General features: G+C 38.8%; 9 protein-coding genes. 3 read left to right on the top strand and 6 right to left on the bottom strand.

Going from position 1 to position 14,042, the window contains the following annotated elements; translation table 11 throughout:
- Window positions 1–81: 81 nt before the first annotated feature.
- On the bottom strand, window positions 82–630 hold the full coding sequence (locus LU635_RS14195; RefSeq protein ID WP_240100153.1) for a DUF1697 domain-containing protein: 549 nt from the start codon (window positions 628–630) through the stop codon (window positions 82–84).
- A 223-nt stretch (window positions 631–853) separates the two neighbouring features.
- Here LU635_RS14195 and LU635_RS14190 point away from each other — a divergent pair, with 223 nt between their 5' ends.
- Window positions 854–1,414: an OsmC family protein gene (locus LU635_RS14190; RefSeq protein ID WP_240100152.1), complete on the top strand. Its 561-nt coding sequence runs from the start codon at window positions 854–856 to the stop codon at window positions 1,412–1,414.
- A 156-nt stretch (window positions 1,415–1,570) separates the two neighbouring features.
- Window positions 1,571–2,899 carry an adenylate/guanylate cyclase domain-containing protein gene (locus tag LU635_RS14185; protein ID WP_240100151.1) on the top strand — a complete coding sequence of 443 codons (1,329 nt, stop codon included), beginning with the start codon at window positions 1,571–1,573 and terminating at the stop codon, window positions 2,897–2,899.
- A gap of 65 nt (window positions 2,900–2,964) precedes the next feature.
- On the opposite strand, the gene LU635_RS14180 is transcribed toward LU635_RS14185, so the two are convergent.
- The 5 genes from LU635_RS14180 to LU635_RS14160 all read right to left on the bottom strand — a co-directional run bounded on the left by LU635_RS14180 (window position 2,965) and on the right by LU635_RS14160 (window position 9,211).
- The gene (locus tag LU635_RS14180; RefSeq protein WP_240100150.1) at window positions 2,965–3,759 is read right to left on the bottom strand and encodes a cation efflux transmembrane domain-containing protein; all 795 of its coding nucleotides are present in this window, start codon (window positions 3,757–3,759) and stop codon (window positions 2,965–2,967) included.
- A 272-nt stretch (window positions 3,760–4,031) separates the two neighbouring features.
- Window positions 4,032–4,721, bottom strand: coding sequence for a hypothetical protein (locus LU635_RS14175; protein ID WP_240100149.1), 690 nt, complete (start codon window positions 4,719–4,721; stop codon window positions 4,032–4,034).
- A 142-nt stretch (window positions 4,722–4,863) separates the two neighbouring features.
- Entirely contained in the window at window positions 4,864–6,714 is a 1,851-nt protein-coding gene (locus LU635_RS14170) for a helix-turn-helix domain-containing protein (RefSeq protein WP_240100148.1), read from the bottom strand.
- A gap of 169 nt (window positions 6,715–6,883) precedes the next feature.
- Window positions 6,884–8,089 carry a TlpA family protein disulfide reductase gene (locus LU635_RS14165; protein ID WP_240100147.1) on the bottom strand — a complete coding sequence of 402 codons (1,206 nt, stop codon included), beginning with the start codon at window positions 8,087–8,089 and terminating at the stop codon, window positions 6,884–6,886.
- Window positions 8,090–8,167: 78 nt separating this feature from the next.
- Complete coding sequence (locus LU635_RS14160) at window positions 8,168–9,211, bottom strand: flavin monoamine oxidase family protein (RefSeq protein WP_240100146.1); 1,044 nt, start codon at window positions 9,209–9,211, stop codon at window positions 8,168–8,170.
- Between the two features lie 180 nt (window positions 9,212–9,391).
- On the opposite strand from LU635_RS14160, the gene LU635_RS14155 reads away from it, so the two are divergent.
- Entirely contained in the window at window positions 9,392–13,882 is a 4,491-nt protein-coding gene (locus LU635_RS14155) for an excinuclease ABC subunit UvrA (protein WP_240100145.1), read from the top strand.
- Window positions 13,883–14,042 lie beyond the last annotated feature (160 nt).

Below are 14,042 nucleotides of genomic sequence, written 5' to 3'. Positions count from 1 at the left end.
TGTTCGCCCTCAGTTTTGGCGCGGCAAAATAATAAATTTGGGGGTAAGAAACCTCTTGATAGGCTTAAAATTAGTGGTGTTTCAGGTAGGGGTGCTTTCAGTAATTTCTTCAAGCTTCAAAATGGTTCTCCAGTTTCGGGTAGATGCTGAAACACCTAACTTATTCTCAAAGAAATTATTATTAAGTTTAGAATCACTGTATTTACTGGAGTACCTAACATATATGTGATCACCATCTATTTTGAATTCGTCTGGGGAATGAAAATTTTCCAGTTCACCGATATCTTCAGGTTTTGGATTTTTCTTTAGTAATACCAGGTAATTTCTTTTGAGATCATCAGCTTTCGGTTTAAAAGGATTATTAGAAATAATTTTCTTTAGTCGGGGAGGAGTGGTGATGATCACATTAACCTTGAATTTATTAGCTTTTTCAATGGCATTTTCTATGTTCTTTTCAAGTTTTGTAGTGCTAATATCATTTTCAGAATCAAAAATGACATTCCCGCTTTGAACATAGGTTTGTATATTAAAATAGCCAATTTCCATGAAAACTTCCTTCAGGTCTTTCATAAGAATCTTCTTTTTGCCTCCAACATTTATTCCTCTAAGTATAGCTATATAACGGGCCATTATCCTAATCCTCTTTTTTATTTGTGCTCTCTAATGTACTAATTTAAATAGTTGCCGGATGCTTTTTTCTTTGTTGTAAATTTTAAGGTTAAAAATGATAAATACCATTAAAAGTTCTTCAGGGTTAGAAAAATATAAATTAAATTAGGTAGTTGATAATCAGTGTATTAAACCGGGATGTATATGTGCTGATAATCAGTTTAAAAAAATATAACCTTTAGAAATGCAAAATGTAGTGAATGAAAGAAATGGTATTAATGTGGAACAGTTGATGGGAACCATTGATGCTGTTAAGAAAGAACCTGAAATTGCCGATTTTGAGTTCAGAGCAAAAACCGATTGGTTAGGAGGTGGACACGTGCGTACCACAATTCAGAATTTCTATGGTGCCAAAGAAGAGAACACCTCCAGAACAACCCCGATTATTATGGAAGGGGATGAGCCTCCTGTTTTACTTGGAGAAAACCATGGAGCAAATGCAGTAGAGGCCATTCTACATGCACTGGCTTCATGCCTTACAGTGGGTTTTATTTATAATGCTGCGGCAAGAGAGATAAATGTCGAGTCTCTTTCTTTTGATATGAAAGGGAAAATAGATCTGCATGCTTTCCTGGGCCTTTCAGATAAAAAACGGCCTGGCTATGAAAATATTGACGTGAAATATAAAGTTAAAGCTGATGCCCCGCGCGAAAAACTTGTAGAACTTTGTGACTATGTACAGAAGACTTCGCCTGTTCTGGATATGTTGAGAAATCCGGTAAAGGTGAATATTCGAATGGAGTAGTCACTCATACATCCCGGTATTTTGGAATCGCAGCTTTTCAGATTCTTCAGGGCTGCCTTTCCCATCCCCATTTTCTTTCAGGCTTTCCTAACTGACACTAATTCAGTGAATTCAACTGAATGCTGAGGATATTATAATAACTGAAAAAAATTGAAAATGTCAGAGGAGAATTACCCCATAATACACTACACCGGGATTAATCAAAAGGTTCCTTATGACGATCCCGATTCTACGATTTTAGAATGTTCTATAAGTCATCAGATTCCTCATTTGCATGAATGTGGAGGTAATGGCCGCTGTTCCACATGCAGGATAAGGGTTATACAGGGGAGTAAAAATATTTCACCGCCCACCATGAAAGAGCAGGAGATGGCCCGGATTAGGAGATGGGATCAATCTGTTAGGCTGGCGTGCCAGTGTTATGTAAAAGGAGATATTGCAATCCAGAGACTAGTATGGACCAGTGCCGAGATCAATATACTTCAGTTAGAGACCGTTCCGGAGGGGATGGCAGAAGAAAGAGCTATAGCCATACTTTTTTGTGATATCAGGAACTTTACAAAAATGGCATTTGAAAACAGCACTTTTGATATGGCCCATATCCTCAACAGGTTTTACACTACTATTGGGGATCCTATTTTGTTCAATAATGGTGTGATATATCAGTATATAGGAGATGAGATTATCGGCTTGTTTGGTGTGGCCGGTGGTACAAGGGAAAAGAACTGCAGGGATGCTGCCAGGGCAGCCCTGGGAATGAATTATGCTATTGAACATTTGAACCAGATGGAGCTGGTAGATTTTGATCTTAACATAAAAACAGGAATAGGAATCAATTTTGGAAAAGCTTTCATAGGTCATCTTGGCCATCCAAAACATAAACAACTGGCAGTGGTGGGTGATCCTATAAATACAGCAAGCCGAATCCAATCATATAACAAAGATGTTGGAACCAGAATTCTGATATCGCAATCGGTGCTAAGAAGTGTTCCTGAAGGCACTTTCGAGTTGGGAAAGGAGTTCGCTACTACATTTGCCGGACATGAACATGAAAGTACGCTGTATGAGCTTAAAGGTTTTAAAGAGCTTGATGTACAACTGGAGTTGCAAAGTTCCATGGATTTTCTTTTCACCAATAAGGATGAATTTGCTGAAAAATTCTATGAGAGAGTCTTTACAAAAGCCCCTGAGGCCAGGGAACTCTTCAAGAAGAACATGAGAGACCAGGGAAGATTATTAACCCATATGCTTGGAAGTATTGTATATTCTTTAAGCAGGCCGGAAAACCTTAAGTCCGGATTAGAGTTTCTTGGAAGAAGCCATTCCCGATATGGTGTGACAAAAGAGTATTATCCCGTAGTGCTAAGTTCCATGATGGAAACCATTGAAGAACAGCTTGGAGAAAATTCAACACCCCAATTATTAATGGCCTGGGAGAAGGCACTAACCTATGTAACCGGTGAAATGATGAAATACTCGGGCTGATTACTCCTTACGTTCGTGGAAGGGCTTATATGAAGTTTCAGAACAGTGAAGCATTTCCAGCATAATTATTTTCCGATCTTCAGGATCCTAACAGCTCCCTGAATTACAAGAATAAACACAATAGAGCCGATTATCAGGTCTGGTTTACTTGAATTTAACCAGTTTACAAGTAGTCCGGCTATTATGACCCCAAGATTTATGATCACATCGTTGGACGTGAAGATCATACTGGCTTTCATATGAGCTTCTTTTTTACTTTTCGATTTTTGAAGCAGATACAAACAAATTCCATTTGCAATCAAAGCGAAAATGGAAACTACGATCATTGTGGTAAAATCAGGAAGTTTCTCATTTCCGAAAAACCTACGCAGAACTTCTGCAAAACCAATTACAGCTAATAATATCTGAAAATATCCGGCCAGGGTAGCAATCTTCTTCTTTCGAACCACAGACCCGCCAACTGCAAAGAGACTTATTCCATATACAAACGAATCGGCCAGCATATCCAGACTGTCTGCCACCAGTCCCATTGATTTGGAGATCAAACCGGTTGTCATTTCAATAATAAAAAAGGCAAAATTAATTGCCAGTACAGTCCAGAGTAATTTCTTTTGATGTGCATCCTCTTTGAATTCGATCTCCTCAGTTTCCTCTGTGGTAAGTCTTTTACCTCCAAGGTTCAGCCCTGCTATGGATTCTTCAATTATCTGCGTATCACCATTATGGAATACTGTTAACTTTCTATTTGGAATATCGAAATCAAGGTTTTTAATGCTGGAAATTCCATCCAGTTTCATTCGGATAAGATTCTCTTCTGAAGGACAATCCATTTTAGAGATTTCGAATACTGACTTTTGCATTCAGAAAAAGTTGTTTTTTTGGCTTTAGTGCTGGTTTAAAATACAGTCTGCAAACTGCATTTTATAATGTATGATATTACATTACAAAAATTAAATTTATGATTAAATTTTGTAATAGGCGCTTGATTATATCCAATCAGTATAAGTAATCAGGAAGACTGGGAGGTAAAGGATCAATAGTAAAAATAAAGCCCGGTGGATACCAGGCTTTATTATAAAACGGAAGGAGATAGAACCATGATTCGATTGATGAATAACCTTGACTTGTATTTTTAAAAATTACCAAAGCCAACTGAATTAGGACAAACATAATCATCTGGCATGGCAGCTGGAACATACATGTTTTCACCTGTATTCACTACCTGTTTGATAATTAACCTATCACTCCAGTAATAGGATTCTATACCTATTTCCCTTCCATCAGAATCATACCAGACTCCATCTATAAGTTCATCTCCAGTGGAAATAGATACAAGTTTGCGTAACTGCGACCAGTTTTCATTTGGTGTATGCATTTTGTATTTGAACATTATCCAGGCATCTGCATCATTCCAGGTGGGAGGATAAACGCCCTCTGAATTTAACATAGCATCATTCCATTTCATTTCTAATCTACAATCCAATAAGCCGGCAGGCATCATCTGGGTAAAGTAGGGATACTCAAGAACAAGCTCGTCCCAAAACCCCTGTCCTTCACCATGATATATCAAGCCGGGTTGTCTGTAATGTGGCATTCCTTCAAATGCAGGATCACCAAGCATGGCATTAATTAAATAGCCTTTAAAATTGTGTGCCGTAAAATTAAAGCCCCATTGGTCATATCCTTTTTGTTTGGCATGTTTGGATAATTCTGTTTTCATATTATAATCTGATAAGAATATATCATCTGTGCTTTCTGTTGAGCAGGATGATTTTGTAAATACCAGTGCGATAATGAACAATAATGAAATTAGCTTTTTCATGATTTCATATGTTTAAGATTACCTTCTAAATTAATACTCAGAAGGGCTATAAAAGTAGAAGGGAAGTGGCAGCCTGTAGAAAAAATGAAGCAATGATTGTAATATTGGAGCATTACTGATAGCTAATAAGATCCTATCAGATCTAATCAGTTAAGGTAACTCCTATGTTTTTGGCTATTTCCTGAAACTCCAGATAATCGTGAAGTGGATGAAAGTCCGGGTAGGTAAGCTTAACCGGCAAATCCTCGGTTCTGTATTGATAGGCTATTCTCAGGTACTCTAAGGCCTCCTGTTCCTCATTTACCATCATATGTATAGAAGAAATAACACCTGGGTTTCGACAGAACCTCGGAGTGTCCTTTTTTGCCTCGCTCAGATAATAACGTAAACATTCCTGGAAATCATTTTTATCATAACAATCTGCCAGAGACGTATTTCCCATAATATGCTGGAGTTTCTGCCAGGATTCGACTGTTTTATTCGGTTGCTTGATTTTAAAAAAAGCATAACCCAGTCCATCATATGCACCTCCATAATTCGGGTTTAATTCTATTACCTGATTATATTTTGCTATGGATTTTTCGTATTCATGATTAATGTAATATCGTTCGGCAACAAAACAGCCCAGGTTAGGGTTGATGGGGTCTAATTTTTCTGCTATCAGGGCTTCTTCAATAGCTTTAGCGTAATTCCCTTTTATAAGATGATAATCAGACAAAAGGATTCTTGCTTTGGAGTTGTTAGGATCTAACTTTAATCCTTTTTCAGCAAAAGTTTTCATTTTATCCCAGTTCCAGTCCAGCTTTCCCAATAAACTTCCTTTGGTGATGTAAGCTTCTGCAAGTGTAGCATCTATAAGCAAGGCTTTGTCAACTGCAGTTTTGGCCCTTTTTCTGTTATTTAATTTTATTTGGTTATCCCCGATTAAATTATTGAATGCTAAATAGGTTTCTGCCAGAGCTACATAGGCTGGAGCAAACAACGAATCTTGATCAATAGAGGAATTTAGGTATTCAATGGCTTTCTGTAGTGAAAACTCTCTTGTTCTCTGGGTGTTCAGGATATGCTTTCCTTTTAAATAAAGGTCATAGGCCACGGCATCGGGTTTGTAAGCGGTCAAAGGCTCTATAGGATCAATAACTGCTGATATTTCTTTTGCAATTTCATTGGATACATTATGGACCAGGCCAATAATATCAGAATGGTTACGGTCGTAACTGTTTTGCCACAAATGTTTTTCCTTAGGCAATGGTTCTATAAGTTGTACTACTACTCGAAGACTATCATCACTATACAGGACAGATCCCTCCAATAACAGATCGACGTTTAAATCTTTTGCAATTTTAGAATAGAGGTTAGATTTCCCTTTATATTTCATGGCGGAGCCTCTGGAAATTACCCGTATGGAATTGATCTTTGACAGTTCCAGGGTTATTGCTTCGGTTAATCCATCAACCAGGTATTCTTTATCCTGATCCTTTGAAAGATCTAAAAGGGGCAATACTGCAATTGAGGAACGGGGATTATTATTTACAGGCTTATTACCAAAAATCACTGCCATTAGTCCGGTTAGGAAAACGGCAATGATCAGGAAAGTAAAAATGATAGTTTTTTTTGGCCGCTTTTTATTAACAGGTTCCGGGTCTTTATTCTGTAAAGTTTGTAAATCAACATTGCTTTTTTTGAATTCACCGGGAGTCACTCCATAATGATTCAAAAAGCATTTATTGAAGTAGGAAGGGCTATTAAAACCGACCTTATACGATATTTCTGAAGCAGTCAGATCTTCACTCAGAAGTAATTTAACACTCTCTTCCAACCGGATTTCCCGAATAAACTGATTTACTGGTTTTCCAGTCGCAGCTTTTAGCTTTCTTAACAACTGGGAACGGCTTAGATTTAATTCTTTGGCAAGATCTGAAACACCGAATTTTTCATTATCGATATTACGTAAAATAGATTTTTTAACCCTGTCAACAAAAGCACCAGCCATAACTCGAATATGGTTTGAAATTCCTTTTTCATGCTTTTTTGAACCATACCTAATTTACTAAATATCAGTCACATTCTCACTATAAAAAGAGTGTATTAATAACGAGGTGAGCATGTTGTGAAATTTAACAAACAGTACTGATAAAAGGAATAATGATCAATGGAGTCTACTACAGTTTCCCGGGTTGTTTTCTTTTAATATATCTTTCCACCAAATCCATTAAATCCTTTCCATGAACATTTTTGGCGATAACAACCCCTTTATCATCTAGAATAAAATTGGCAGGAATGGTTCGAACACGGATTCTTTTTAAGAAAGGAGCATCGTCTCCCTGCAAATCTGAGGCTTGTATCCAGCGATTGGCTCCATCCCGTTCTGCCGCTGCTCTCCAGGCAGACTCATCACTTTCCAGACCATAACCAATAATTTGCAGGCCCTGGTCGTGATATTCATCCCACATGGGTACTAGAACATTACGATTTTCCTTTCGGCATGGAGCACACCAGGATGCCCACAGGTCTATAATAGTAACCTTGTCTCCTAATTGGTCCTTAAGAGAAATTGTATCCTTTGTAATCATGGGAAGCCTGAGATTTGGAAATACATCTCCTACCAGCACAGGTAAATTAGAGGGTTTACTTACTTTACATAATTGTTCTACCCATGGATGACCTGGTTGTTGTTCCTTCCATTTGTTACATTGATTCACCAGAAATTCCGGTACCCGTTCATAATCCTTCTCCGGACTCACCCATCTTAATGCCACCATTGCAGGTATTAAATACTGTGTACTGTCAGCAAACTTTATCAGTTTCTTCTGATATTGTAGGATAGCATGTTCCTTTTCCAGCAATTGGCTACCATCTTCTATTTGCCATTGTTTTCCTGCAAGGTAGGTTTGATAAGCTTTCTGGTTGATATCCCTTAAGTCTAATAAAGCTTTATTAATTTCTGAAGGCTGTTCAATTGCAAAACTTTTTTGAAATTCATCCATTTTCGCAGTGATTTTCAGAGGCACTCCAGATTGCCATATGACTGGCATATAATTAGCCTTTGCCGGATCGCCGGTTTGTAAATATTTAGGAGACCTTCCGGGTTGTTTTAAAACAATTTCGAGCAACACAGGCCCTTCATTTTTAGGGAGATTGTGAAACTTAAAGTAGCCATCGGAATTTACCACGGCCGAATCTATCACTTTTCCAAAAAATGAAGCGGCTACTTCCTTTAAAGATCCAGGTTCAATTAGATAAACCTTTGTCTCTTTATTTTCTGCGCCTTCTAATTTTCCAGATATTTTTATTGATGAATTACAGGCTATAAGGCTTAAGCTTATTAGAATAAGGCCAATGGTATTTTTTATGGGGAAAGTTCTCATTGTTTCAAATTATTGCCCGGGTTTGTTCAGGATTCCTTAGGTTGTTTGAGCACCAAATTTAGTAAATACAAACCTTTATTATTGTGGGGCAATAATTTTCTTAGCTGTTTCATTTGCTGAATATACAGCGCCATCCATATAACCGGGAAATTCTAAGGCTGATTCAGAGCTGGAAATTAATAATTTATCATTCATAAAGGATTTACTGAATATTTGATTTCCGTTGTTTTGATGAGGAAAAAGAGGAATATCAGATGTTTCAAAAGTATGCTGTTCTTTACTCCAGATGCATTCTTCATAATCACTAAAATCTTCAGCTTTCTCTCCAAAAACATTCTTTATTTGATCAATTACTTTTGCACGCCTTTCTGAAAAAGGGAGTTGCTTAAAGGATGAATTGATGAATCCACACAGCGCGTATTTAGATCTTTGATGATCACAATGGTCATATAGTTCTGTAATAGGTCCCGTATTGCTAAATAAAGTTCCGGAAAGATTTTCCTCTTCCCAAAATGGTTGTTTATAGGTCAGAGCAATTTTAATAGAGTCTTCCATCCAGGTCTGCGTTTGTTGAGCGATTCTCATCAAATTATCGGGTAAATCAGGCTCAAATAATATTTTTTTCGCCCATAATTTAGGTGGAATGGCCAAAACAACTTTCTCTCCTTCAAAAACCTCTTCCGCAATTACCTGAACGGAATCATTCTGAAATCTGATTTCTTTTACTGATTGATTTAATTTTACATCCTTTTCATCTAATTTTTTATAAAGAGTATTAATAAGATTGGATGTGCCCCCGGAAATTCTATAACTGGGTGGTTCACCTGGAATTTGTATAGATTGAGCCGGTGAAGTAGAGAAGGGCTGAAAAAATACGGTGCCATCCATATATTGCTCGAAAGATCCTATACCTAATTCTTCCAGTAGTGAGATTAGATGTCTGTGCTGATTACCAAACCAGGTTGCACCCATTTCAACGGGTGTATTTTCTCTTCCATATATTGTATTGATTCTTCCTCCAATTCTGGATCTCGCCTCAAGAATTTTAAATGGAATACCTTCTTTCTTTAGTCGGTAACCTGTTAGAAGGCCAGATAGACCAGCTCCTATTATTACGATCATATTGTAAAAATAATGAAGTGGATTCTAAGAGATCCCTTCTTCGTTAATTATTATTGATTTGGCTCTAAATATACTTTACGTGAGTATGGATGCGACCCGGATAACTATTAGGATTTAAACCACTAAGCCATAATAATCTTTCTATATTTATTTTTTAAAAAAGAGAAACCATCACCCTGTATGCGCATCATTAATGCACACCAAAACAATCTAAAAAACATTGATCTAAACCTCCCTGAAAATCAGTTGATCGTGGTGACCGGCTTATCAGGTTCCGGGAAATCATCCCTGGCTATGGATGTGATCGCTAATGAAGGATATCGTTATTTTTTAGAGAGCCTCCCCGCATATAACCAGCAAAATGCCCAGTCAATACCAACTGCTGAGGTGGATGATATAGAAGCGCTGCCGCCAGTGATCAAAGTGGGACAGTCAAAACGCTTCCAGTCTATAAATGCCACATTCGGAACTCTCTCAGAGCTTGCAGCTGTATTCAGGATCTTATTTGCCCGCTATTCTGGCAAGGAAGCTTTGAGTAAATCACTCTTTTCCTTTAATCACCCCAAAGGAGCCTGTGAGCGTTGTAATGGTATTGGACAGGCGGAATATATAGATATAGATAAATTAGTGGGAGATGAGAATAAGACGCTTCGGGAAGGGGCTATTACTACTACCTTGCCTAACGGTTACATCGTTTATTCTCAGGTTACTGTTGAAGAATTAAATAAGGTATGTAACGCACATGGTTTTAATGTGGACGTGCCCTGGAAGGAACTTTCAGATGAACAAAAAGATGTGATCTTAAACGGTAGTGATCGTATTAAAGTGTTTTATGGGAAACATAGTCTGGAGTCCCGGTTAAGATGGGAAGGCTTTAAGGCGAAGCCTCGTGAAGAAGGTTATTATAAAGGGATACTCCCGATCATGACCGATATTTTAAAACGGGACCGTAATCCAAATATCTTAAAATTTGTGAGCTCCAGTATTTGTCCGGGTTGTAATGGTGCCCGGATCAAAGCGGATCATCTGAAATTTAAATGGAAAGGCCTTAACTTTCAGGAATGGATGGATCTTCCTCTAAACGATCTATATGACCGGCTGAAGAAACACGAGCTCGCAGAAGGTGAAAATGTACTGGTAGATAAGATCTGTACTCAATTATTCGATCTGATAAGATTAGGGATGGAGGATTACAAGTTGAGCACTCCCAGCACCGATATTTCTTCCGGTGATGCCCAGCGTATCAAATTGATAGGGCAGGTAAACAGCAATCTGCAAGGCATTCTATATGTGTTTGATGAACCTTCCATAGGCTTAGCGGAAGATTACCAACGCTATTTACGTCATATTCTGGACCGTTTGATCAGCCGTGGAAATACGGTCATGGTAGTGGAGCACGACTTAAACTTTATTCGGTCCGCTGACTGGATAGTAGAATTAGGACCCGAAGCGGGAATACACGGGGGAGAAGTGGTGTTTAATGGCCCAATACAGGAATTTTTAAATGCCGAAGATCTGAAGAGTCCCACTTTGACAGAATTGCAAAACTCAACTCCGAGGTCTGATAAAAAACCTAAACGTGAGTCAGAAGATTCATTTCAGCCTCGATCAGGGGAATTATGCGTGGTGAGCAGAAAAACACCTAAAATATTACAAAGGCTTTCCGGATATTGTAAAAAGGAGGATCTGAATCTTCTTGCAGTTTCCGATCAGCCCATAGGTAAAACGCCCAGAAGTAATCCGGCTACTTATACCAGTTTAGCCGATAAGATCCGTGATCTGTTGGCTAAATCACCGGAAGCTAAGTCCCTGAAATTAGGCAAAGGAGCCTTTTCGTTTAATAACAAACGTGGACGATGCGAAACCTGTGAAGGGGCGGGTGTGATCACTTTATCCATGAACGTGATGGGCACTATTAACCAGGTTTGTCCCAGCTGTAACGGGAAGCGTTTTAAGGATGAGGTACTTGAAGTGCATTGGAATAATAAAAATATTGCAGATATATATAACTTAAGCATAGAGGAGGCTTACGATTTCTTTAGCGATGAAAAGCAGCTCACCAAAATTCTCTCTTTGATGCTGCAATTGGGGCTGGGTTATATCAAACTGGGGCAGCCTTCCAATACTTTATCTGGCGGTGAGGCGCAACGTATCAAGCTCACCAAGCATTTTGCAAAACAATCAAAAAGGACGCTTCTATTACTGGAGGAACCCAGTATTGGTTTGCATCAGCAGAATGTGAGGCAGTTGCTAAAAGCTTTGCATCAGCTTAAAAAACAAACGGCAGGAATTATTTGCTTTGAAAATCAACAGCTTTTTCAATCCTCCTGCGGCAGGTGGGTGGATAATGCCATAAAAGCTGAGCCAATAGATCTCAAGGTTCCGGCAGAGCAGGATATGGATAAGATATCCATTAAAGGTGGCCGAACTCATTATCTTAAGGATCTGGACATAGATCTACCTAAGCATCAGTTAACTGTGTTCACCGGAATTTCCGGCTCAGGAAAATCTTCTTTGGTGATTGATACCCTGCATGGCTACGGACTGCAGGAAATGACCAAACAGTTTTCATCTTATCAGCAATCCAGAGCGGGAGTGAATTTTCAGTTTGAAGTTGAAAATATTGAAGGTCTAAGTCCCACGATTTGTATTACCCGAAAGGAAAGGAGCTTTACGGAGCGGTCTGATATTGCCAAACAAACAGGAATAGATAAAATCTTACGCTTTGCTTTTTCCAGAAAAGCGCAATTTGAAGGAAAGGAATTATCAGCCAGCCATTTTTCCAATAATCATGAATTAGGAAAATGTGCCATTTGTGATGGCTTAGGTGAGGAATTGCTGCCAGATCTGGATAAAATAGTTTTGGATAAGGACAAGAGTATAGCTGATGGGCTCTTTGAGCACAATAAAGCGCTGGCTTATTATGGTCATCCGGGGAGCCAGTATATGGCGATCGTAAAGGAACTCGGGTCTACCTATGGATTTAGCCTGGAAACGCCATTTAAGGAGCTGACCGAGCAGCAAAAAGAGATTCTCTTTCAGGGAACAGGGGATAAGGTCTGGCAAGCAAACTGGCTATTCAAAACTAAAACCAGGGAAGGTACCCAGGAAGTAAATATGAAATGGGAGGGACTTTTCCATTATTTAAAGGAAGAATATTATAAGACGCGGAAAAATAAAAATATCGATAAGCTCAAAGCCCTTTTCTCTCCTGCGGAATGCAGCCATTGTGAGGGGAGTGGATTAAAGCCTGAACGATTGGCCTTTCAAATTGGAGGAAGCTCCATCCATGATATAAAGGCCATGGACTTTAAAGCTCTGGAAGAATGGCTTTCCGCTATTGATAACCATGAAGAGATCGATCAAAAACTCATTTCCAAAATTCAGCCTCATTTTATCAATACCATCAAAAGAGCAAAGCAATTGCATATTGATCACCTGCAACTCAACCGAAAATCAACCACCCTTTCCGGAGGAGAGAACCAGCGGGTAGCACTGATCAAACAGTTGAACAGTCCGCTGAAAGGTATTACCTATCTTTTAGATGAACCTTCAGCAGGATTATCCAATGACAATATCCCGGACCTGATCAATATTCTAAAAGAACTTATTGAAAAAGGCAATACCGTGCTGGTGATCGAGCACAACAAAGAGATCATTCTTTCGGCTGACCGACTGGTGGAGCTCGGGCCTCAGGCGGGTAAACTGGGAGGATATATAACTTATCAGGGAAGTCCCCAGGATTTTCTGAAACAAGCCGAATGTCATCCATTTCTGAAGGCGCCATCCAAAGCGGTAGAATTGAAATCCGGTAAGGATCATATTGCTATCAAAAAGTTGTCGAAACATACACTGGTTAAAGATTCGCTGGAAGTGCCTGTTGGAGGTATCACAGCCATTAGTGGTAAATCAGGAATAGGGAAAACCACCTTGGTAAAAGAGATCCTTATACCTAGTATTCAAACGGGCAGGCCGGTGAATTGTGAAAGTATAAAGTTCCCCGGAAAATATGAAGGAGCACATTATTTTGAAACTAAAAAACTTCGATCTCATGCGAAGACCTTATTGGTCTCTTATCTGGATTTACTGAAGGATATAAGTAAAATTTTTGCAGCCGAATCAGATCTGAAGGTTCGGGACTTTTCATATAAAACAAAAACCAGTCAGTGCCCCAACTGCAAGGGCAAGGGATTTACTGAAACCAGCCTGGATGTAGCCGCTAATTCGATTGAGAAATGTGAAGTATGTATGGGGCAACGCTACCAGCCACATATAATGGAGCATACTGTTCAGTCGAAGCACATTGCTGAGGTGCTTGCCTTGAATATTACAGAATTAAAAGAATGGTTAGAGAAGGTGAAGGCGACTGCTTCAATCTTCCGGTTCCTTGATCAATTGGAGGAGATTGGGTTGTCACATCTTAGACTGGATCAACCGGTACAATCTCTTTCTTCTGGTGAAAAGCAACGATTGTTATTATTGAACTGGCTGAATGACCAGGCTAAAAATGCGCTTTACATTTTAGATGAACCAAGTACGGGATTACACTATGCTGATATAGATCTATTATATGCCATTCTCAATAAACTAAGCAAAGCCAATGATACTCTTATCATTGATCATAATCCATATTTACTAGGGAAAATAGGGGTAGGGGTAGTATTGAAGTGATTAATTTAACGGTTAGGCGAAATAGACAGGAGTAGGGATAAAGCCTACAAACTTCGGTGGTCTGATTAAGACCTGGTTTGTTGGTTTGGTTAATTATTTTCTCTGATTTCACCCCCCTGTTAGAGTTATAAGTTGTTTTATAAAGTTTTTTATCTTTATT

This window comes from Christiangramia crocea (assembly GCF_022410465.1).
GTDB lineage: Bacteria > Bacteroidota > Bacteroidia > Flavobacteriales > Flavobacteriaceae > Christiangramia > Christiangramia crocea.
Note: the sequence above shows the minus strand (reverse complement) of the source record. Positions and strands in the feature narration are given on the sequence as shown.